Origin of the sequence: Serratia sp. CY83965 (assembly GCF_052166375.1) — a bacterium.
Classification (GTDB): Bacteria; Pseudomonadota; Gammaproteobacteria; order Enterobacterales; family Enterobacteriaceae; genus Serratia; species Serratia marcescens.
Window position 1 is genome coordinate 1 of record NZ_JBJNOV010000003.1, and the last position, 19,568, is coordinate 19,568.

Here is a 19,568-nt window from a genome sequence, read left to right on the forward strand (position 1 = left end):
TTGGCCTGACCGGCTTCTTTGGCGTCCCACTGAGCGTAGATGTCCTGCGGGATTTCAAAGGCGGCGTATTTCCAGCCCAGCGCTTCGCGGGTGGCGGCCACTTCGGCAGCGCCCAGCGCGGCGCCGTGCACGTCATGGGTGCCGGCCTTGTTCGGCGAACCGAAGCCGATAACGGTCTTGCACATCAGCAGTGACGGCTTGTCGGTCACCTTGCGGGCTTCTTCAATCGCGGCCTTGATGGCGTCCGGGTTGTGGCCGTCGACGTTGCGCACCACGTGCCAGCCGTAGGCTTCAAAACGCAGGGCGGTGTCGTCGGTGAACCAGCCGTCGACGTGACCGTCGATGGAGATGCCGTTGTCATCGTAGAAGGCGGTCAGCTTGCCGAGCTTGAGGGTGCCGGCCAGGGAGCAGACTTCGTGCGAGATGCCTTCCATCATGCAGCCGTCGCCCATGAAGGCGTAGGTGTGGTGGTCGACGATGTCGTGGCCGGGGCGGTTGAACTGCGCCGCCAGGGTGCGTTCGGCGATGGCGAAGCCGACGGCGTTGGCGATGCCCTGGCCCAGCGGGCCGGTGGTGGTTTCAACGCCCGGGGTGTAGCCGTACTCCGGGTGGCCCGGGGTTTTGGAGTGCAGCTGACGGAAGTTTTCCAGCTCGCGCATCGGCAGGTCATAGCCGGTGAGGTGCAGGAGGCTGTAAATCAACATGGAGCCGTGGCCGTTGGAGAGCACGAAACGGTCGCGGTCAGCCCAGTGCGGGTTAGTCGGGTTGTGGTTGGGATAGTCACGCCACAGGACTTCGGCGATGTCCGCCATGCCCATAGGGGCCCCCGGGTGGCCGGAATTTGCTTTTTGTACGGCGTCCATGCTGAGTGCGCGGATAGCGTTGGCAAGCTCTTTACGAGAAGACATAACGAAACTCCAGTGCGATTACAGTTGAGCGGCCAACATGTCTTCCAGCTTCTGCTGGTCGACGGCGAACAGGCGAATGCCTTCGGCGAGTTTTTCCACCGCCATGGCGTCCTGGTTGTGCAGCCAGCGGAACTCCGCTTCGGCCAGCGGGGCAGGTTGGTGGAAGCCCTCGGTCGACGGGGTCAGCTTGCGCTCGACCGGCTGTTCGCTGTTTTTCAGCTGTTCCAGCAGGTTCGGCGCGATGGTCAGGCGATCGCAGCCGGCCAGCGCCAGGATTTGCTCAACCTTGCGGAAGCTGGCGCCCATGATCACCGTCTGGTAACGATGACGCTTGTAGTATTCATAGATGGTGCGCACCGATTTCACGCCCGGATCCTGATCGGCGTCGTAGTCGGCGGCAGGCTGTTTGGCCTGATACCAGTCATAGATGCGGCCGACGAACGGCGAGATCAGATACACGCCGGCTTCGGCGCAGGCGCGGGCCTGGGCGAAGGAGAACAGCAGCGTCAGGTTGGTGTTGATGCCTTCTTTTTCCAGCTCTTCGGCGGCTTTGATGCCTTCCCAGGTGGAAGCCAGTTTGATCAGGATGCGCGATTTGTCGATGCCCTGTTCCTGATACATGCCGATCAGTTTGCGCGCTTTGGCGACGCACATGCCGCGATCGAACGACAGGCGGGCGTCCACTTCGGTGGAGATGCGGCCCGGCACGCTTTTGAGGATCTCGACGCCGATGTTGACCGCCAGTTTATCGCTGGCGTTGATCAGCTGGGTTTCCTTGCTGCCGCCCTGGCGGCGGGCATACTCCAGCGCTTCGGTGATCAGCGCTTTGTACTGCGGCAGCGCGGCGGCTTTCAGGATCAGCGAAGGGTTGGTGGTGGCGTCCTGGGGTTCGAACTGGCGGATGGATTCGATATCGCCGCTGTCGGCGACCACCGTGGTCAGCTGCTTGAGTGCGTCTAATTGATTCATTGATAAGCTCCTTGACCAAGCTCAATGTAGGGAAATGAGAACCTTTTTCATCATAGGGGGAACACACTGCATCATCGGATCGAGAATGAAAATGCGCTTTTTCTGATTGTTGCGATGGATAATAACAATGAATGCCGAATAAACCCAGGCGGAGCGCGGCTTGCGCGCGACCGCCATCGAGACTGCAGGCGGTTTAACGCCGTCCGGCCGCGTTTTCGTAATAGCCGATTCGCTCGACTTTCGGCGCCGATCCTCCCCCTTCAAACTCCGATTCCAGCCAGGCATCGACGATGGTTTTCGCCAGTTCGGCACCGATGACCCGCGCGCCCAGCGTGATGATCTGAGCATCATTGCTTTTGCGCGCCCGTTGGGCGGAGTAGGTATCGTGACATTGCGCCGCACGAATGCCGGGCACTTTATTGGCCACGATGCTCATACCGATGCCGGTGCCGCACAGCAGGATGCCCCGCCGATGTTTTTCCTCCCGTATCGCCTGCGCGACGCGATAGGCGATATCGGGATAGATCCCCGTTTCTGCGGCGCGATCCGTCGTGTAGTCAATGACGGGGATGTCCCGTTGTTGCAGGTGGGCAACGATCAGATCCTTCAGTTCAATGGCGGCATCATCGGCGCCGATGGCGATAGGCAGCATAGCGGTCTCCTGATTGGTAACGAAAAGGGTGGCGATCCTCGGTGGCGCCACGTTCATTACCGTATCCCTGTTTAATCAAATGTTCAATTGATGTTCTTTTGTTTTTTGCTGGATTTTTCAGTTTGCCACTGTAAAAGGTGATATCAGTCACTAAAAAAGGGCTTTCAATCGTTGTTTACCCTAGTTGAGACGGGTTTTTGAGCGATATCACACTTTGATAAGTTCACTGTGGGCAAATTGAACGCGCGGCGTTAGTGTTCATTTGTTCTTTGTTTGTATTAATGATCAAAATAAGTTGCCCTACCAGAGGAGAGTGCTATGTGTCAGACCTGCATAACAGAGGCGAAAATGGCGGCCGGTATCCCCGAGATCATGAAGGCGGTTGTGGCGTACGCCCCGAAAGATTACCGCCTGGAACAGGTGCCGGTACCGAAGATCGGCCCGAAAGAGATCCTGGTGAAGATCGAGGCCTGCGGCATCTGCGCCGGTGATGTTAAAGCGTTCGAAGGGGCGCCCAGCTTCTGGGGCGATGAAAAACAACCGGCATACATCAAGGCGCCGATGATCCCCGGTCATGAATTTATCGGCCATGTCGTGGGGTATGGCGAAGGCGTCGAGGGCTTCAATCTCGGCGAGCGCGTGATATCAGAACAAATCGTTCCCTGCTGGCAATGCCGCTTCTGCAACCGCGGTCAGTATTGGATGTGCGAAAAGCATGACCTGTACGGTTTCCAGAAAAACGTTAACGGCGGCATGGCCGAGTACATGAAGTTCACCAAAGAGGCGATTAACTACCATGTGCCGGCCGACCTGCCGATCGAAAAAGCCATTCTGATCGAACCCTATGCTTGCTCCTTCCATGCGGTGCAACGCGCCAATATCAAACTGGGCGATGTGGTGGTGTTGGCCGGCGCCGGCACCCTGGGGCTGGGCATGATCGGGGCGATCAAAAAGTCCGGGCCTTCGAAGCTGGTGGTGCTGGATCTGTCCGACGAACGTCTGGCCTTGGCGAAGCGCTTCGGCGCGGATGTGACGCTGAATCCTACCCGTGACGACGTGCCCGCCGCGGTTAAAGCGATGACCGACGGCTACGGCTGCGACATCTACATCGAGGCGACCGGCGCACAGAAGTCCGTGGAACAGGGCCTGACGCTGATCCGCAAGCTCGGCACCTTCGTCGAATTTTCCGTGTTCAAGGATCCGGTGACCGTCGATTGGAGCATCATCAGCGACCGCAAGGAGCTGGACGTGCTCGGTTCGCACCTCGGCCCTTACTGCTACCCGCTGGTGATCGAAGGCATCGCCAATGGCGATCTGCCGACCGAAGGCGTGGTGACGCATACGTTGCCGCTGGAACAGTTCGCCGAAGGTTTCGAGCTGATGAAGCGCGGCATCGGTTCAATCAAAGTGGTGCTTAATCCAAACCTCTGAAACCTGCGTCGTTCCTCGGGTGCGGGCGAGCCTGCGCCTCCATAATCACATGTGCTGGGGTGTTCTATGTTGCATGGACTGATTCATCGCATTGGTCTGTCACCGAAACTGCTGCTGGGCTATGCCGGCGTGTTGGTGTTCATGATGGGCGAAGGGCTGGAACAAGGATGGCTGTCGCCTTATTTGATTGGCAAAGGGCTTAGCATTCAGGAATCGGCGCTGCTGTTCAGCGTTTATGGCTTTGCGGCCGCGATCGCCGCCTGGTTTTCCGGCGTGCTGGCGGAAATCTTTACCGCCCGGCGGGTGATGTTGGCCGGCCTGCTGCTGTTCTTGTTCGGTTCGGTGTGCTTTTTGACGTTCGGCCTGCCGAGCAACAACCTGGCGATCATGGTGCCGACCTATGCGCTGCGCGGCTTGGGCTATCCGCTATTTGCCTACGGTTTTCTGGTGTGGGTGGCGTATGAGGCGCCGCCGGAAAGGCTGGGGTCGGCGGTGGGGATTTTCTGGTTCGTCTACAGCGGCGGGCTCAGCGTGCTGGGCGTGCTGTATTCCAGCATCATGCTGCCTTATCTCGGCGAGATCCACACACTGTGGAGCGCGCTGATTTTCGTCGTGCTGGGCGCGGTGATTGCGCTGATGCTCAATCGCGACGACGGCGCGGCACAGCGCGGCAACCGGGAAAAAGCGTCGCTGGGTTACGTCTTGAAAGGCATCACCATCGCGTTTGAAAACCCGAAGATCGGCCTGGGCGGCATCGTGCGCACCATTAATACCTCTGCGGCTTACGGCTTCGTCGTATTCATGCCCATGTACATGATGGATATGGGGTTCACCCGCACGCATTGGCTGCAGATGTACGCCGCGCTGTGGACGGTCAACATCATTTTCAACCTGATTTTCGGCGTGATCAGCGACGGGCTCGGCTGGCGCAATGTGGTGATGTGGTTCGGCTGCGTCGGCTGCGCCTTGACCACGCTGATGTTCTACTACGTGCCGCAATTCTTTGGCGCCAACTACCTGCTGACCGTGTGCGCCGCCGGGTTGTTCGGCGCCTGCCTGGCGGCGTTCGTGCCGCTGTCGGCCATCATGCCGTCGCTGGCGCCGGACAATAAGGGTGCGGCGATGTCGATTCTCAATCTGGGCGCCGGCCTGAGCACCTTTGTCGGCCCGGCGGTGGTGGGGCTGTTTATCGGCAGCCTCGGCGCCGTTGGCGTGATCTGGATCTTTACCGGTTTGTACCTGTTCAGCGGCGTGCTGATGAAATTTGTCACGCTGCCGAAAGAAAGCGCGACGGCGCAGGAAGAACGCGGCGCGAGTTTGGCGAAAATATCCTGACCGATCGTGAAGTTCACAGTTTTAAGGGGAAATTTATGATTAATCATCAAACTACGGCGCCGCGCGAGCTCTCGCTGCAGGGCAAGGTGGCGCTGATTACCGGCGGCGCTGCAGGGATCGGTCTCGCGATTGCCGAACGCTATCTGCAAAACGGCGCGCGCGTGGCGCTGCTCGATCGGGCGCCGCAGGTTGCGGAAGTGGCGCGACAGCTGGACGCCGAGGCGGCGTTGGGCGTCGTGGCCGACGTCACCGATGCCGCGTCGGTGGAGCGGGCGGTGGCGCAGATTGAGGCGCATTTCGGGCGGCTGGACGTGCTGGTCAACAGCGCCGGCATCGTCGCGCTGCATCCGGCCGAGGAGCTGCCGGAAACGGCGTGGGATGCAACCCTGGCGGTCAATCTGAAAGGCGTGTTTCTTACCTGCCAGGCGGTAGGGCGCCGTTTCATTAGTCAGCGCGGCGGCAGCATCATCAATCTCGCCTCGCAGGCCGGGGTGGTGGCTTTGCCTAATCACCTGGCCTATTGCGCCAGCAAAGCGGGCGTTATCGGGTTGACCCAGGTGCTGGCGCTGGAGTGGGGGCCGCACAACGTGCGGGTCAACGCCATTTCACCCACCGTGGTTTTGACGGAGCTGGGCCGTAAGGCCTGGTCTGGCGAGGTGGCTGAGCAGATGAAGCAGAAAATTCCGCTGCGGCGCTTTGCTGAGCCGCAAGATATCGCCGCCAGCGCCCTGTTTTTGGCCGGTGACGCGGCGGCGATGATCACCGGCGCCAACCTGGTGGTCGACGGCGGTTACACCATTCAATAATTTCTTATTCAGGCGACAGAGAGGCCGCGATGAACAGAATCATTAACGATCCCGATCACGTAGTGGAAGACGCCATCCAGGGCTACAGGCTGGCCCACCCGAACTATTACGCCGCCACCGACAATGCGCGGGTGTTGAAATATCCGCCTGCGCCGATCGCCGGCAAAGTGGGCATCGTCACCGGCGGCGGCTCCGGCCATGAGCCGGCGTTCCTGGGCTATGTCGGCAAAAACATGCTGGATGCCGTCGCGATTGGCGAGATTTTTTCATCGCCTACGGCGGGGGCTTTTCTCGACGCCTTCAAGGCGGCGGACAGCGGGGCGGGCGTCGCTTGCCTGTACGGCAACTACGCCGGCGATAACATGAACGTCAAGATGGCGATCAAGAAGGCGACGGCGGCCGGCATACGGGTGAAAACCGTGGTGGCCAACGATGACGTCGCCTCGGCGCCGGCCAGTGAGAGAGATAAGCGACGCGGCGTGGCCGGCGAAATTCTGATGTGGAAGGTCGGCGCGGCGGCGGCGGCCAAGGGATACGATCTGGACGGCGTGATCGGCGCGGCGCAAAAAGCCATCGACCGGTGTCGTTCGATCGGCGTCGGCCTCAGTTCCTGCACCATTCCCGCGGTCGGCAAACCCAATTTTCATATCGAAGACGGCAAGATGGAGATCGGCATCGGCCATCACGGCGAACCGGGCATTGAGGTATCGCCGATCCAGTCGGCGTCGGCGATGGCCGGCACCATGCTCGATTTTGTGCTCAACGATATGCCGTTGGAACAAGGCCAGGAGGTGGCGTTGCTGATCTCCGGGCTTGGCGCCACGCCGGTGATGGAGCTGTATATCTATTATGCCGAAATAGAGCGTCGGTTGACGGCGAAAGGCGTGCGGGTGCATCGGCGCTACGTCGGCAATTACTTCACGTCGCTGGAAATGATGGGCGTGACGCTGACGCTGATGACGCTGGATGACGAACTGAAAACGCTGCTGGACATGCCGGCGCAATCTTTAGGCTTAACCCAGGTGGAGTGAATCATGACGGAACAAATTTCAACCCGGTACGGCAGTGAGATCGTTACGGGGCTGATAGAAACCATTATCAGCAACCGCGAATACCTGAGCGAAATCGACGGCGCCATCGGCGACGGTGACCATGGCATTAATATGTCGAAGGGATTCGCGATGTGCGGCGATGCCATTCGCGGCCGCGAGCTCACGCTGGCGCAGGCGTTCGATGCGGTATCGGATGCGCTGATGGAGGGCATCGGCGGTTCGATGGGGCCGCTGTACGGCAGCCTGTTCATGGGCATGGCGGAGAGCGTCCGTGAGCGCAGCGTGCTGGATAAGCAGGCATTTTTGGCGATGTTGCACGGCGGATTGAGCGAACTGCAGGACATCAGCAGCGCGGGCGTGGGCGACAAGTGTCTGATGGATACGCTGATACCGGCGGTGGCGGCGTTTGAGCAGGCGGCCGGGCGCGGTGACGACTTCGCCGCAGCGCTGGAAAAGATGAGGATCGCCGCGGAACGCGGGCGCGATTCCACGCGCGAGCTGGTGGCGAAAATCGGCCGCGCCAGCCGTCTGGGCGAGCGTTCGCGCGGCGTACTGGACGCCGGCGCGGTATCTTGCTGCCTGCTCTTGACCCGATTGGCGGACGAGGTGGAACAACGACTGAATACCGTTGCCGCTTGAACGCGTTATACTAGCGGGCATTCAGCCTTGTCGGAGGGGCGTGTATCGTCCCTCCGCCATCATCAACCGGCCTGCCGTGGGGAAACGTCTAACGGATGGAAAAACAAACTGTGTCCCAGGATAACGAACTGCTGACCGAAATCGCCGTTGCTTATTATCAGGATGAGATCACGCAGGAAGAGATCGCCAAAAAATTCGGCATCTCACGGATCAAAGTCGGTCGTTTGCTCAAGCGCGCCAAGGAAGAAGGCATCGTCGAGATCAACGTGCGTTATCACCCGGTATTCAGCACCCGGCTGGAACAGCAGATGATGGAACGTTTTCCCATCAGCCGCGCGTTGATCGCGCTCGACCATCAGGACGAAGAGGAACAGCGTCGGCAGGTGGCGGCGCTGGTGTCCAACTATCTGGCGATGTCGCTGAAAGACGATATGGTGTTGGCGGTCGGCCAGGGACGCAACGTGGCGGCGATCGCCGATCACGTCGGCAGCGTGACGGAACGCAACTGCAAGTTCATCTGCGGCATCGGCGGCACCCACCGTCCGGGCGATGCGATCAACGCCGACCATATCAGTCGGCGCTTGGCGAAGAAGTTCGGCGGCAGCAGCGAGACGCTTTACGCGCCGGCCTACGTCGAAAATCGCGCGCTGAAAGACGCCTTCATGCAGAACGGCACGATCAAGGAAACGCTGGACCGCGCGCGTAAGGCCGATGTGGCGTTAGTCGGGATTGGCGACATGAATGAAAACAGCTATATGGTGAAATTGGGGTGGTTTACGCCGCACGAGATTATCGACGCCAGCCTTAATCAGGGCGTGATCGGCGACATCGCCGGCTATGACTTTTTCAATGCTCAGGGGCAGCATGTCGACACGGTGATGAATGACAGAGTGATCGGGCTGAGCATTGATGAGCTGCGCAAAATCCCTTGCGTGATCGCCATTGCTTCCGAGAATACCAAGGCGTTGGCGATTTTGGGCGCTTTGCGCACCGGCGCCATCGACATTATCGCCACCAGCGCGCTCAATGTGCGCACTATCCTCAACATGTCGCAATAGCGGCACCTGCAAAAAAAAGGGTTCAGCGCCAGGCTGAACCCTCAACGATCTCCTCATTTGACCGATTATTTGCTCAGGTTGACGTCGATCGCCTGATAGAAGGCGTTGGCGGTGTCGGCTATGTCCCACACGGCAAGGATCACGTGCGAACCGCTGCGATCTGCCGGTATGTTGCACTGGTGGGTGACCTGTGCGGCAGGGATGGCGCCGCCGTCGTTGAACTGGCAGAACGGCGTCAGGTCAAAGGAAGCGCGGGTCAGCGGCTGCGAAGCGTCCCAGTTCGGCTTGGTGATGAAATAGCGCCAGCTGGTGGTGCTGTGACGGGCGGTCAGTTTCCAGGTAAAGGAGTTCGGGCCGGTTTTCAGGTTGAGCTTGTTCCAGCGCGTCGGCGTTTGCTGATCCAGTTCGAAGAAGGTGGACTTGTCGGCGCTGGCGATGTGGCCGTCAGCCGGGCCGGCCTGTGGGAAGCCTTTCAGGCCTTCGACGCTCTGCGGTTCGTACTGCACGCTGCCGCACTGCGTGTTGAGCTGCAGTTTGCACTGGTAGGCGCGGCTGGCTGGCGACTCGACATAACCGTGAGCATTCGCCTGTTGCGAAACGCCGAACATGGCCGCGCTCAGCAGGCCCAGAGAGAGCAGGGTACGGGAAGTTTTGTTCATAAGTCACTCCTGACTGAAATAATGTTGTAAGTTGAGCGTATTTCACCGACAAAATGAGAGAGTAATAACGCAATTGGAAATAACCCTTCTTGTCGGCTTGTTTTATTTTTATCATTCTGGTCATGCGATAGAGCGGAATGTTTTAACGGCTATTAACGAAAATTATTATGATGACGATCTTTGATCGTTAGGCTGAATTTATTTAACTGTCGCTGTGTAAAAGTAGGGCGCTATGATGAATTTTATATCAGGTCGTGATGAATAGTATTTAAGATAGCGCTCTCATTTATGAAGTATATTGCTTGTTGCTATGAGTACCCTTGTTCGATTTGATCGATTTTTGTGCGCCACCACCTTGGGAATTTAGTGTCATTTTTCTTATTTTATTTTAAAGAGGAATTTGTATGACTAGATTATCCCTGGACGCGATTAAAATAATCAGCACCATCAAGAGCACCGGATCTTTCTCTATGGCGGCGGAGGCACTGCATAAAACGCCTTCGGCGATTTCTTATCGGGTTTCCAATATTGAAAGCAAACTCTGCGTGAAACTTTTTCATCGCAATGGCCCCATGATTACCCTGACGGATGAAGGGGAATTTCTCCTGCAGGAGGGCAGCTGGATATTAAATGCGGTGCAGGATCTGGAAAGCCGGGTGCGCAACATTCCCAAGCTGGACAATAATATCCGCTTGGCGGTAGACACCTTCTTCCCGTTGGAAACCCTGACGCAGGATATCCGCGACTATATTCAGCATTGCCCGAACGCCAGTATCTCGGTGCAGCGGGAAGCGTTGAACGGTACCTGGGATGCGCTGAAGAACAACCGGGCGGATCTGATCATCGCCATCGGCCAAATTCCCGACAGCGTGCAGGCCAAAACCCTGATGCTCGGCAAGCTCAACTTTGTGCTATGCGTGTCGCCTTCGCACCCGTTCGCGGCGCAGAGAAAACCGGTGTGCAAGAAACAGCGGTTGAACGACATCGTGGTGGTGATCGCCGACAGCAGCCACGAGCTGCCCAAGCGCAATCACGGCACGCTGCCCTTGCAGCGTCAGTTGGTGGTATGCGACGTGGAAAGCAACCTGGCGCTGCTCAAACGCGGCATCGGCCACGCTTTTCTGCCGCCTGCTTTGATCGAAAAGGAATTGGCCAGCGGCGAACTGGTGACGGTGCCGGTGGAAATGCAAAAGGGCGACGAAATGATTTGGCTGGCGTGGCACCCGGCCAGCAAGGGCGCCGGGTTTAACTGGTGGCATGAGCGGCTGACGCGCAAAAGCGATGTCTACAGCCTGATGGGCCGCGAAGTGGTACGGGATGGCGGCTATCCGTGGTGCCACAACTGATGGAATAGACACGAAGGGACGCGAAAATCAAACGGTTAACTCAATGAAAACCCCGCAGCATTCGGCTACGGGGTTTTTTTACGGCTTACGCCAGGCGGCCCACCTTCAGCCAGGCGCTGTCTGAGCCGGGCGCCGAGGTGATGTAACCCCACTTGGTCTGCCAGACGTAGCCTTGGTAGGACACCAGCGCGCCCTGGGCGTAAGTGGTGCCCGGCACATAGGCCGGCGCGGTCATGATCGGCAGGTTGCCGGGGCCGACGCCGGTGTATCGCAGGCCGGTGCCCATATCCAGCTGGCTGTCGTCGTAGTCTGCGGCGTTGAAATAGCGATCCAGCGCGGCCAGCAGATCGCCGTTGCGGTTGTCTTGCCCCAAATGCCAGAACATTACGCCGCCCAGCTGCTGCTGCTTGATGTACTTCGCTTTGTATTTGAAGCTCTCGGCATCGTCATAGGTGACAAACAGCCCGTTCTGCGCATGATACAGATACGGGGTTTTGGTCTTATCGTTCCACAACCGCTGATAGCCGTAGTTGCCCTGCAGCATCTGCTCCAGCTGGCGATAGGAGGCGATGCGCGGATCCTTGTCGCGCACGCACTCGTCGCAGCCCACCAGCCAGTAATCGGCGTTCGGATACGGATCTTCGCCCGGCGTGCTGTGGCTGCTGTACTGGCCTCCGTTGCCGCCGCTGACGCCCTTGAAGGCGCGGCCGTAGAAGGGCACGCCCATGACGATTTTGGCGCTCGGCACGCCTTCCATCATCAGGTGCTGCTGCACGGCGGCGTCGACCGTCAGGCTGAACGGGCTGGGGAAAGCGCGGGTCAGCTCTTCCCAGCTCCAGCCCAGATTGGCTTCGCGCAGCGCGTTGTAGAAGGTCGGCCCGGCCGCGTCGCCGAACAGCGCCGCCTGGTGGTTGGTGATCTTCTCCCAGGGGCCGGCCAGATCGTAGGTCATCAGGTTGATGTAATCGAGTGGCGCGACGATTTGCGCCAGCTTGCTGTAATAGCGCGACAGGAAGAAGGCGCCGCCGGCGCCGGCGATGGTCAGCTGATACGGCAACGCCTGGCGGCCGTCCGCGATGGTTTGCTGGTTCAGCAAGGTGCGGATCTCCTGCAGCGCGGCGATGAAACCGTCCACTTCCGCCGCCTGCGGATACTCCCAGTCGATGTCCACGCCGTCGAAGCCGTAATCCTTCATGATGCGCACGCAGGATTGGGCGAACTTGGTGCGCGCCGCCGGGGTTTTCACCGCGTTGACGTAGTTGGCGTGCGACACGCCCAGATCGTTGGAGTAGTACCAGCCGCCGATGGAGAACATGATGCGCAGGCTGGGGTTGTGCGCTTTGAGCGCGGTTAAACGGTTGACCACATCGCGCGCCTTGGCGTCGTTGGTGGCCGGATCCCAGGCGCATTCCAGGTTGCTGTTGATATCCAGGAACGAGAAGTTAATGTGCGTCAGCTGTTTGGCTTTGGCCGGCGTGATGTTGGAAACCGGGAACGGTACGACAGACGTATCGGTCTCGGTGTAATTATTGATTTGGTTGGTCGGAATAAAATAATACCCAATAACGGCTTTGCGTGTGGACATGGCATTTCTCCAGAGTGGATGTTTTTCAATGGGGGAATATTCCCCGTCGCCATTAATGTTTATTTTCCTCGAGAATAAAAGTCGAAATAAATCACCATAAGAATGAATTTTTATTAACTGCCGCATGCATTGGCGTTTTATGTGTTGTGCCAACGTTCAGCGTGAATGAATTCGACCATAGGGCCTGTATTTATTCATTTGCTTTGTAATAGCATCCTTAACTAGATTCTGAGTATCCGATGTCCCGCCGGCCGTGATTGGCATTTAATTAAAAATAAAAAGGAGATGAGCTATGTCCAGCATAGAGCCTGACGCTGTTGGCTTAATAGTCCAGCGAGTATGTGAATATCTTCAGCCGGTATTGAACGCCATTCTGGCCGGCGTGATGGCGCTATTACATGGCGCTTACCGCAACGTGGGAATTCGGCGCCGTTTATTGAATGCGGCGATGTGCGCGTTATTGGCCTGGACGGTGCGCGATGCGCTGGCGCTGATGGGCCTGGAATTAAAGTGGGCGAATTTGGCCAGCGTACTGATTGGTTTTATGGGGGCGGATTACATCAACGCCTTAATTAAAAAATTCATCGGCAAAAAGACGGGGTTTAAAAATGTTAAATGACATTGAAGAGATTCGTTTTACCGCCCGCAGCGAAGAGAACCTGCGCGGTGTGCACCCGGATCTGGTGCGCGTTATTCGCCTGGCGCTGCGTTATTCGCTGGTGCCGTTTTCCGTCAGCGAGGGGCTGCGCAGCATGGCGCGCCAGCGGGAAATGGTGCGCGCCGGCAGCAGCCAAACGCTGCGCAGCCGCCACCTGACCGGGCACGCGGTGGACGTGGTGGCGATGCCGGCGGGCGTGGCCTCCTGGGAGTGGGATTACTACGCGCAGATTGCGGTGGCGGTGCGGCGCGCGGCGCGTGAATGCGGCATCAACGTCGAATGGGGCGGCGAGTGGAAAACCCTCAAGGATGGCCCGCACTTCCAACTGCCGTTCCGGGACTATCCGGCATGAGCGGCTGGCTGCAAAAACTGATGCAGGGCGGCTTGCTGCTGTTGTTGCTGGCGGCCATCTGCCTGGGCGGCTATAGCTCGCTGTTGTCGCACCAGTTGGCGTCCGCGCGGCAACAGGCGGCGGAACTGCAAAAAAGCCTGGCGCAGCAGGCGGGGCTTATCGCCACCTTGCAGACACAGGATGCGCAAAATCGCGCGCTGATGGCGGCGCAGCAGCGGCAGGAACGGCAGTTGCGCCAACAACACGAGGCTTATCAGAGGAAATACCGTGAAGCGATTAAAAACGATCCCTGCGCCGCTCAGCCTCTGCCTGGCGCTGTGCTTGAGCTCCTGCGCCCGGCCGACGCCGCAGGCCGTGCCGCTGTTGCCCCCTGAGTCGGTGTTCGCTCCCTGTGAACAACCGCAGTTAGAGGGAGAGACCTGGGGGGATGCGGTGAGCTATGTCCTGGCGTTACAAACCTCGTTACACATTTGCGCCGGCCAGGTGGAGACGCTCAACGCCTGGCGCGCCACGCTGCCGCCGCGCTGACGGCGGCGTTTCTCTGCTCGTCTCGCAGATCTTCTTTTTTTACTTTTAAAACGCTCTTTCGACCAAGGTTATGGCGCGCTTCAAAGTTTGTGATGTTTCTCTCACTATACTTCAAGGCTGTGCCCTGTCATTGTAATTGGGCGCCATGGCCCACGGCAGGGCGCAGCCTCAAAGCCTTACCTCAACATAAAAGCAAAAAACAAAGGAATCCATAATGGACGAACAGCTCAAACAGAGTGCCCTTGATTTCCATCAGTTTCCTGTCCCAGGGAAGATCCAGGTTTCCCCTACCAAACCGTTGGCGACCCAGCGCGATCTGGCGCTGGCCTATTCGCCGGGCGTCGCCGCGCCTTGCCTCGAGATCGCCGAAGATCCGCTGGCGGCCTACAAATACACCGCGCGTGGCAATCTGGTGGCGGTGATTTCCAACGGCACGGCGGTACTGGGTCTGGGCAATATCGGCGCGTTGGCCGGTAAGCCGGTGATGGAAGGCAAGGGCGTTTTGTTCAAGAAGTTTTCCGGTATCGATGTATTTGATATCGAAGTGGATGAGCATAACCCTGACAAGTTAATCGATATTATCGCCGCGCTGGAACCGACCTTCGGCGGCATCAACCTGGAAGACATCAAGGCGCCGGAGTGTTTCTACATCGAACAGAAACTGCGTGAGCGCATGAAGATCCCGGTATTCCACGACGACCAGCACGGCACGGCGATCATTACCACCGCTGCGGTGCTCAACGGCCTGCGCGTGGTGAAGAAGAATATCTCCGACGTGCGGCTGGTGGTGTCCGGCGCCGGCGCGGCCTCCATCGCCTGCCTGAACCTGCTGGTGGCGCTGGGGCTGCGTCAGCAGAACATCACCGTCTGCGATTCCAAGGGCGTCATCTATAAAGGCCGCGACGCCAATATGGAACAGACCAAAGCCGCCTACGCCATCGAGGATAACGGCCAGCGCACGCTGGGCGACGCCATCCCGAATGCCGACATCTTCCTCGGCTGCTCCGGGCCGGGCGTCCTGACGCAGGATATGGTGAAAACCATGGCGCGCGATCCGCTGATCATGGCGCTGGCCAACCCGGAACCGGAAATTCTGCCGCCGCTGGCCAAAGCGGTGCGCCCGGACGCCATCATCTGTACCGGCCGTTCCGACTACCCGAACCAGGTGAACAACGTCCTGTGCTTCCCGTTCATTTTCCGCGGCGCGCTGGACGTGGGCGCCACCACCATCAACGAAGAGATGAAGCTGGCCTGCGTGCATGCCATCGCCGATCTGGCGCTGGCGGAGCAGAGCGACGTGGTGGCTTCCGCGTATGACGATCAGGATCTCTCCTTCGGGCCGGAATACATCATTCCGAAACCGTTCGATCCGCGCCTGATCGTCAAGATCGCGCCGGCGGTGGCCAAGGCGGCGATGGATTCCGGCGTGGCGACGCGCCCGATCGAAGACTTCGACGCCTATGTGGAGAAGCTGGCGGAGTTCGTCTACAAAACCAACCTGTTCATGAAACCGATCTTCTCGCAGGCGCGCAAAGAGGTGAAGCGGGTGGTGCTGGCGGAAGGCGAGGAAGAGCGCGTGCTGCACGCCACGCAGGAGCTGGTGTCGCAGGGGCTGGCCTTCCCGATCCTGGTCGGCCGGCCGAGCGTGATCGAGATGCGCCTGAAAAAGCTGGGCCTGCAGCTGACGCCGGGCAAAGATTTCGAAGTGGTGAACAACGAGTCGGATCCGCGCTTCAACGAATACTGGGGAGAGTACTACCAGATCATGAAACGCCGCGGCGTTTCGCAAGAGCAGGCGCGCCGTGCGGTGATCGGCAACCCGACGCTGATCGCCGCCATCATGCTGCATCGCGGCGAAGCGGATGCGATGATCTGCGGCACCATCGGCAGCTACCACGAGCATTACGACGTGGTGAAGAACGTGTTCGGCTTCCGTGAAGGCGCGCACGTCGCCGGCGCGATGAACGCGCTGCTGCTGCCGAGCGGCAACACCTTCATCGCCGACACCTACGTCAACGACGATCCGACGCCGGAACAGCTGGCGGAGATCACCCTGATGGCGGCGGAAACCGTGCGCCGCTTCGGCATCGAACCGAAGGTGGCGCTGCTGTCTCATTCCAGCTTCGGCTCGTCTGACTGCCCGGCGGCGCGCAAGATGCGCAAAACGTTGGAGCTGGTGAACGAGCTGGCGCCGGAGCTGGAGATCGATGGCGAAATGCACGGCGACGCCGCGCTGGTGGAGAGCATCCGCCACGATCTGATGCCGGACAGCCCGCTGAAAGGCTCGGCCAACCTGCTGATCATGCCGAACATGGAAGCGGCGCGCATCAGCTACAACCTGCTGCGCGTCTCCTGCTCGGAAGGGGTGACCGTCGGGCCGGTGCTGATGGGGGTCGCCAAACCGGTGCACATCCTGACGCCGATCGCCTCGGTGCGCCGCATCGTCAACATGGTGGCGCTGGCGGTGGTGGAAGCCCAGACCGAACCGCTGTAAGACCGGGTTGAATGACTGGCCCCCTGTGCCGTTGGCGCCGGGGGCTTTTTTATTTCCAGCGGGCGTGGTACAAATAATCGTCAAATATGTACATGTACAGGTAAAGAAAATGACTACGATTAGCTATACGGCGGCGAGAAACAATTTGGCCGAGGTGCTTTTGGAAGCGCAAAAACAGCCGGTGGAAGTGACGCGCCGCGGACACGATGAGGTTTACATCATCAGTAAGGCCGACTATGAGGTTTTGGTCAAAGCCAAAGTGAAAGCGCGCATTCAGGCTAAACACGCGGATACGATTAAGGCGCTGGCGAATAGATGATCTTTTTGACCGCAGAGGATATTGCGGAGTTCAATGCTGAAATTGTGCCTCACGGCCGCCAGGAAGGCAGCAAAGTTGAGGCTGTAGCCAACCGCGTGCTCAATGCTTACCACTACGAGAACGTCACAGACGTATACCGCTTGGCTGCGCTCTATCTCATCGCCATCAGCCACGGTCACATTTTTCTTGATGGCAACAAACGTACGGCCTTCCAAAGCATGGCGCTATTTCTCGGTATTAATGGCATTGCACTGCGGGAAGACGCAGAACTGGTCGAAATTACGGTTGAAGCAGCTCAAGGCCGCCTCAACGTAGAACAAGCCGCTGAACACTTACGCCGGCTAACCGAATAACCCCCCTGCTCATTTCTTGCAGCGCGCGGCGATGGCGCGAATATCCTGCGGTGTGGTGCGGCAACAGCCGCCGATCAATTGCGCGCCGAGCGCGCGCCACTCCGCCGCCTGATCGACCAGGCTGCCGTGCTCGCCGTCGCAGGCGCGCCAGGTTTTGCTGACCGCATCGTAGTGCTCCCCGGAGTTTGGGTAGACCAGCAGCGGCTTGTCGGCCAGCGCGTTCAGTTGACGCAACGCCGGGGCGACCTTGTCCAGCGCGATGCAGTTGATGCCGATCGCCAGCACCTGCGGGTTGCCGCGCAGCGCGGACATGACCTCCGTCAGCGGCGTGCCGTCGCTGAGGTGTTGGCTGTCGCGCAGGGTGAAGGCGAACCAGGCGCCGAGCGTCGGGAACTCCTGCAACAGCGTCAGCAGCGCCTGCAGTTCAGCGAACGACGGCAGCGTTTCGCAGGCCAGCAGATCGACGCCGGTGGCGGCCAGCGCGGCGAGGCGAGGGCGGTGGAAGGCAATGAAGTCATCCTGCGCCAGCCGATAGTCGCCGCGGTATTCCGAGCCGTCGGCCAGATAGGCGCCGTACGGGCCCACCGAGCCGGCGATCAGCAGCGGCGCCGCTTGCGGGTGCGCGGCCAGATAATCGCGGCGCGCCCGCTGCGCCAGCTGCACGCTTTTGGCGATCAGCGCCAGCGACTGATCCTGATCCAGGCCGCGGCGCAAGAAGCCCTGCGGTGTGGCCTGATAGCTGGCGGTGATGGCGCACTGGGCGCCGGCGTTGAAATAATCGAGATGCACCTGATAGATAAGCTCGGGATTTTCAATCAGCACCTTGGCCGACCACAGCGGATCGGTCAGGTCGCAGCCGCGCGCTTCCAGTTCGGTGGCCAGCGCGCCGTCCAGGATCAGCGTCGACTGTTCGGCCAGCAGGCGGGCGACGGGGTTGTTAACCGACATGTTGTTCTCCCAAAGCATTTTTTTGCCCGGCGCGCCGGGTCAGGAAATAGGTGAGGTAGCACAGGGCGACGAACGGCAGCCCGCAGTAGAGCGCAATGCGCTGCTCCGGATCGAACGCCAGCCCGATGCAGGCCAGCAGGCACAGCGCAAAGCCGAGGATCGGCGTCAATGGATAGCCGGGCGCGCGGTATTTCAGGCCGCTTATCGGCTGGCCGCTGCGCAGGTAGGCGCGGCGGAAAGCATAGTGGGCCGCGCAGATGCTCAGCCACACCGCCACTACCGCAAAGCCGGAGATCGCCGACAGGGCGACGAACACCGTGTCCGGCGCGATCACGCTGGTCAGCAGCGCCAGCACGCCGCCGAGCATGCTGAAGGTCAGGGCGTTGATCGGAATGCCGCGCGCATTGACGCGGGCGAAGTAGGCCGGCAAGGTGCGCTGGTGGGCCAGCGACCACAGCATGCGCCCGGAGGCGTACAGGCCGGAGTTGGCCGCCGACAGGATGGCGGTCAGGATCACGAAGTTGAAGATATCGGCGGCGTAAGGCACACCGATGCGTTCAAACACCAGCACGAACGGGCTTTTGACGATCCCCGCCTGATCCATCGGGATCAACGCCGCCAGCACGAAGACCGTGCCGATAAAGAACAGCATCAGGCGGATCACCGTGGTGCGGATCGCCAGCGGCACGACTTTTTCCGGGTTCTCGGTTTCACCGGCGGCGATGCCGATCAGTTCCGTGCCGGAGAAGGCGAAGTTCACCGCCACCATGGTCATCAGGATCGGCAGCGTGCCGTGCGGCAGCCAGCCGGAAGCGGTCAGGTTGTGCAGGAACGGCGCCGGCGTGCCGTCTTTCATCGGCAGCAGGCCGAACATGGCGGCGCCGCCCAGTATGATGAATGCCAGAATGGTCACCACTTTGATCAGCGAAAACCAGAATTCACTTTCGGCGAAAAAGCGGGTGGTCACCACATTGAGCAGGAAAATCGCCGCGCAGAAGATCAGGCACCACAGCCACACCGGCGACTGCGGGAACCAGTACTGCATGCAGAATCCGGCCGCGGTCAGGCTGGAGCCCAGCGCCACCGTCCAGGTCAGCCAATACAGCCAGGCGACGGCATAGCCGGTGGCCGGCCCCAAATAGCGCGAAGCGTAGACGTGAAAGGCGCCGGTTTCTGGCATCGCCACCGACAGCTCACCCAGGCACAGCATCACCAGATACACCACCAGCGCGCCGATCAGGTAGGCCAGCAGCGTGCCGAGCGCGCCGGTGGTGGAGATGATGTAGCCGGTGTTGAAAAACAGCCCGGTGCCGATCACGCCGCCCAGCGACAACATCACCAGGTGCCGGGCCTTCATGCTGCGTTTGAACTGCCCTGCGGCGGGCGCCGATGCGTGCATAATAATCTATCCGTATAGACGTCTAAATATCTGAATGGCTATTGGTTATACCCGTAATGCCTTTTTAACGCAATGCG

General features: G+C 59.4%; 20 protein-coding genes and 1 pseudogene. 14 read left to right on the plus strand and 7 right to left on the minus strand.

Going from position 1 to position 19,568, the window contains the following annotated elements; all coding sequences use genetic code 11:
• The 3 genes and pseudogenes from ACJ8PL_RS07870 to rpiB all read right to left on the minus strand — a co-directional run.
• A pseudogene (locus ACJ8PL_RS07870) lies at positions 1–908 on the minus strand (transketolase); the annotation flags it as partial.
• Between the two features lie 18 nt (positions 909–926).
• Entirely contained in the window at positions 927–1,877 is a 951-nt protein-coding gene (tal, locus tag ACJ8PL_RS07875) for a transaldolase (protein WP_016926754.1), read from the minus strand.
• A 193-nt stretch (positions 1,878–2,070) separates the two neighbouring features.
• Positions 2,071–2,529: a ribose 5-phosphate isomerase B gene (gene rpiB, locus ACJ8PL_RS07880; RefSeq protein ID WP_004936593.1), complete on the minus strand. Its 459-nt coding sequence runs from the start codon at positions 2,527–2,529 to the stop codon at positions 2,071–2,073.
• 318 nt (positions 2,530–2,847) lie between these two features.
• On the opposite strand from rpiB, the gene ACJ8PL_RS07885 reads away from it, so the two are divergent.
• The 6 genes from ACJ8PL_RS07885 to ACJ8PL_RS07910 all read left to right on the plus strand — a co-directional run bounded on the left by ACJ8PL_RS07885 (position 2,848) and on the right by ACJ8PL_RS07910 (position 8,850).
• On the plus strand, positions 2,848–3,960 hold the full coding sequence (locus ACJ8PL_RS07885) for an MDR/zinc-dependent alcohol dehydrogenase-like family protein (RefSeq protein ID WP_147882606.1): 1,113 nt from the start codon (positions 2,848–2,850) through the stop codon (positions 3,958–3,960).
• 66 nt (positions 3,961–4,026) lie between these two features.
• Positions 4,027–5,295, plus strand: coding sequence for an MFS transporter (locus ACJ8PL_RS07890; RefSeq protein WP_033639685.1), 1,269 nt, complete (start codon positions 4,027–4,029; stop codon positions 5,293–5,295).
• A gap of 35 nt (positions 5,296–5,330) precedes the next feature.
• Entirely contained in the window at positions 5,331–6,101 is a 771-nt protein-coding gene (locus ACJ8PL_RS07895) for an SDR family oxidoreductase (protein WP_042705973.1), read from the plus strand.
• 29 nt (positions 6,102–6,130) lie between these two features.
• A complete protein-coding gene (locus ACJ8PL_RS07900; RefSeq protein WP_033639686.1) occupies positions 6,131–7,132 on the plus strand; it encodes a dihydroxyacetone kinase subunit DhaK in 1,002 nt (333 codons plus the stop codon).
• 3 nt (positions 7,133–7,135) lie between these two features.
• On the plus strand, positions 7,136–7,792 hold the full coding sequence (gene dhaL, locus ACJ8PL_RS07905; protein WP_193843003.1) for a dihydroxyacetone kinase subunit DhaL: 657 nt from the start codon (positions 7,136–7,138) through the stop codon (positions 7,790–7,792).
• A gap of 95 nt (positions 7,793–7,887) precedes the next feature.
• Entirely contained in the window at positions 7,888–8,850 is a 963-nt protein-coding gene (locus ACJ8PL_RS07910) for a sugar-binding transcriptional regulator (protein WP_004936575.1), read from the plus strand.
• A gap of 65 nt (positions 8,851–8,915) precedes the next feature.
• Here ACJ8PL_RS07910 and ACJ8PL_RS07915 read toward each other — a convergent pair whose 3' ends face one another.
• Entirely contained in the window at positions 8,916–9,509 is a 594-nt protein-coding gene (locus ACJ8PL_RS07915; protein ID WP_004936574.1) for a lytic polysaccharide monooxygenase, read from the minus strand.
• Between the two features lie 404 nt (positions 9,510–9,913).
• Between ACJ8PL_RS07915 and ACJ8PL_RS07920 the strand changes: the two genes are divergently transcribed.
• Positions 9,914–10,855: a LysR family transcriptional regulator gene (locus ACJ8PL_RS07920; RefSeq protein ID WP_025303805.1), complete on the plus strand. Its 942-nt coding sequence runs from the start codon at positions 9,914–9,916 to the stop codon at positions 10,853–10,855.
• A gap of 85 nt (positions 10,856–10,940) precedes the next feature.
• On the opposite strand, the gene ACJ8PL_RS07925 is transcribed toward ACJ8PL_RS07920, so the two are convergent.
• On the minus strand, positions 10,941–12,440 hold the full coding sequence (locus ACJ8PL_RS07925; RefSeq protein ID WP_016926761.1) for a glycosyl hydrolase family 18 protein: 1,500 nt from the start codon (positions 12,438–12,440) through the stop codon (positions 10,941–10,943).
• A 292-nt stretch (positions 12,441–12,732) separates the two neighbouring features.
• On the opposite strand from ACJ8PL_RS07925, the gene ACJ8PL_RS07930 reads away from it, so the two are divergent.
• The 7 genes from ACJ8PL_RS07930 (at position 12,733) to ACJ8PL_RS07960 (ending at position 17,144) form a co-directional block, all read left to right on the plus strand.
• Positions 12,733–13,059, plus strand: coding sequence for a phage holin, lambda family (locus ACJ8PL_RS07930; protein ID WP_004936551.1), 327 nt, complete (start codon positions 12,733–12,735; stop codon positions 13,057–13,059).
• Positions 13,049–13,450: a M15 family metallopeptidase gene (locus ACJ8PL_RS07935; RefSeq protein ID WP_049299551.1), complete on the plus strand. Its 402-nt coding sequence runs from the start codon at positions 13,049–13,051 to the stop codon at positions 13,448–13,450. Before ACJ8PL_RS07930 ends, ACJ8PL_RS07935 begins: the two co-directional genes overlap by 11 nt.
• Complete coding sequence (locus ACJ8PL_RS07940) at positions 13,447–13,824, plus strand: DUF2570 family protein (RefSeq protein ID WP_028127771.1); 378 nt, start codon at positions 13,447–13,449, stop codon at positions 13,822–13,824. Before ACJ8PL_RS07935 ends, ACJ8PL_RS07940 begins: the two co-directional genes overlap by 4 nt.
• Complete coding sequence (gene lysC, locus ACJ8PL_RS07945; protein WP_033634179.1) at positions 13,805–13,978, plus strand: Rz1-like lysis system protein LysC; 174 nt, start codon at positions 13,805–13,807, stop codon at positions 13,976–13,978. The genes ACJ8PL_RS07940 and lysC overlap by 20 nt, the downstream gene beginning before the upstream one ends.
• Before the next feature lie 214 nt (positions 13,979–14,192).
• Positions 14,193–16,472: an NADP-dependent oxaloacetate-decarboxylating malate dehydrogenase gene (gene maeB, locus ACJ8PL_RS07950; RefSeq protein ID WP_016926766.1), complete on the plus strand. Its 2,280-nt coding sequence runs from the start codon at positions 14,193–14,195 to the stop codon at positions 16,470–16,472.
• A gap of 109 nt (positions 16,473–16,581) precedes the next feature.
• A complete protein-coding gene (locus tag ACJ8PL_RS07955) occupies positions 16,582–16,791 on the plus strand; it encodes a type II toxin-antitoxin system Phd/YefM family antitoxin (protein ID WP_004936539.1) in 210 nt (69 codons plus the stop codon).
• Positions 16,788–17,144: a type II toxin-antitoxin system death-on-curing family toxin gene (locus tag ACJ8PL_RS07960; protein ID WP_025303801.1), complete on the plus strand. Its 357-nt coding sequence runs from the start codon at positions 16,788–16,790 to the stop codon at positions 17,142–17,144. Before ACJ8PL_RS07955 ends, ACJ8PL_RS07960 begins: the two co-directional genes overlap by 4 nt.
• A 9-nt stretch (positions 17,145–17,153) precedes the next feature.
• Here the strand turns inward: ACJ8PL_RS07960 and mmuM are convergent, their stop codons facing one another.
• Together mmuM and mmuP are read right to left on the minus strand one after the other, a co-directional pair.
• A complete protein-coding gene (gene mmuM / locus ACJ8PL_RS07965) occupies positions 17,154–18,092 on the minus strand; it encodes a homocysteine S-methyltransferase (RefSeq protein ID WP_115436377.1) in 939 nt (312 codons plus the stop codon).
• Entirely contained in the window at positions 18,082–19,491 is a 1,410-nt protein-coding gene (gene mmuP / locus ACJ8PL_RS07970) for an S-methylmethionine permease (protein ID WP_033639696.1), read from the minus strand. Before mmuP ends, mmuM begins: the two co-directional genes overlap by 11 nt.
• Between the last annotated feature and the right edge of the window lie 77 nt (positions 19,492–19,568).

What these genes read in the sequence shown, in the direction of transcription:
- tal (WP_016926754.1), bottom strand. Translation starts at nt 1,877, where the DNA reads ATGAATCAATTAGACGCACTCAAGCAGCTGACCACGGTGGTCGCCGAC.
- rpiB (WP_004936593.1), bottom strand. Translation starts at nt 2,529, where the DNA reads ATGCTGCCTATCGCCATCGGCGCCGATGATGCCGCCATTGAACTGAAG.
- ACJ8PL_RS07885 (WP_147882606.1), top strand. Translation starts at nt 2,848, where the DNA reads ATGTGTCAGACCTGCATAACAGAGGCGAAAATGGCGGCCGGTATCCCC.
- ACJ8PL_RS07890 (WP_033639685.1), top strand. Translation starts at nt 4,027, where the DNA reads ATGTTGCATGGACTGATTCATCGCATTGGTCTGTCACCGAAACTGCTG.
- ACJ8PL_RS07895 (WP_042705973.1), top strand. Translation starts at nt 5,331, where the DNA reads ATGATTAATCATCAAACTACGGCGCCGCGCGAGCTCTCGCTGCAGGGC.
- ACJ8PL_RS07900 (WP_033639686.1), top strand. Translation starts at nt 6,131, where the DNA reads ATGAACAGAATCATTAACGATCCCGATCACGTAGTGGAAGACGCCATC.
- dhaL (WP_193843003.1), top strand. Translation starts at nt 7,136, where the DNA reads ATGACGGAACAAATTTCAACCCGGTACGGCAGTGAGATCGTTACGGGG.
- ACJ8PL_RS07910 (WP_004936575.1), top strand. Translation starts at nt 7,888, where the DNA reads ATGGAAAAACAAACTGTGTCCCAGGATAACGAACTGCTGACCGAAATC.
- ACJ8PL_RS07915 (WP_004936574.1), bottom strand. Translation starts at nt 9,509, where the DNA reads ATGAACAAAACTTCCCGTACCCTGCTCTCTCTGGGCCTGCTGAGCGCG.
- ACJ8PL_RS07920 (WP_025303805.1), top strand. Translation starts at nt 9,914, where the DNA reads ATGACTAGATTATCCCTGGACGCGATTAAAATAATCAGCACCATCAAG.
- ACJ8PL_RS07925 (WP_016926761.1), bottom strand. Translation starts at nt 12,440, where the DNA reads ATGTCCACACGCAAAGCCGTTATTGGGTATTATTTTATTCCGACCAAC.
- ACJ8PL_RS07930 (WP_004936551.1), top strand. Translation starts at nt 12,733, where the DNA reads ATGTCCAGCATAGAGCCTGACGCTGTTGGCTTAATAGTCCAGCGAGTA.
- ACJ8PL_RS07935 (WP_049299551.1), top strand. Translation starts at nt 13,049, where the DNA reads ATGTTAAATGACATTGAAGAGATTCGTTTTACCGCCCGCAGCGAAGAG.
- ACJ8PL_RS07940 (WP_028127771.1), top strand. Translation starts at nt 13,447, where the DNA reads ATGAGCGGCTGGCTGCAAAAACTGATGCAGGGCGGCTTGCTGCTGTTG.
- maeB (WP_016926766.1), top strand. Translation starts at nt 14,193, where the DNA reads ATGGACGAACAGCTCAAACAGAGTGCCCTTGATTTCCATCAGTTTCCT.
- ACJ8PL_RS07955 (WP_004936539.1), top strand. Translation starts at nt 16,582, where the DNA reads ATGACTACGATTAGCTATACGGCGGCGAGAAACAATTTGGCCGAGGTG.
- ACJ8PL_RS07960 (WP_025303801.1), top strand. Translation starts at nt 16,788, where the DNA reads ATGATCTTTTTGACCGCAGAGGATATTGCGGAGTTCAATGCTGAAATT.
- mmuM (WP_115436377.1), bottom strand. Translation starts at nt 18,092, where the DNA reads ATGTCGGTTAACAACCCCGTCGCCCGCCTGCTGGCCGAACAGTCGACG.
- mmuP (WP_033639696.1), bottom strand. Translation starts at nt 19,491, where the DNA reads ATGCACGCATCGGCGCCCGCCGCAGGGCAGTTCAAACGCAGCATGAAG.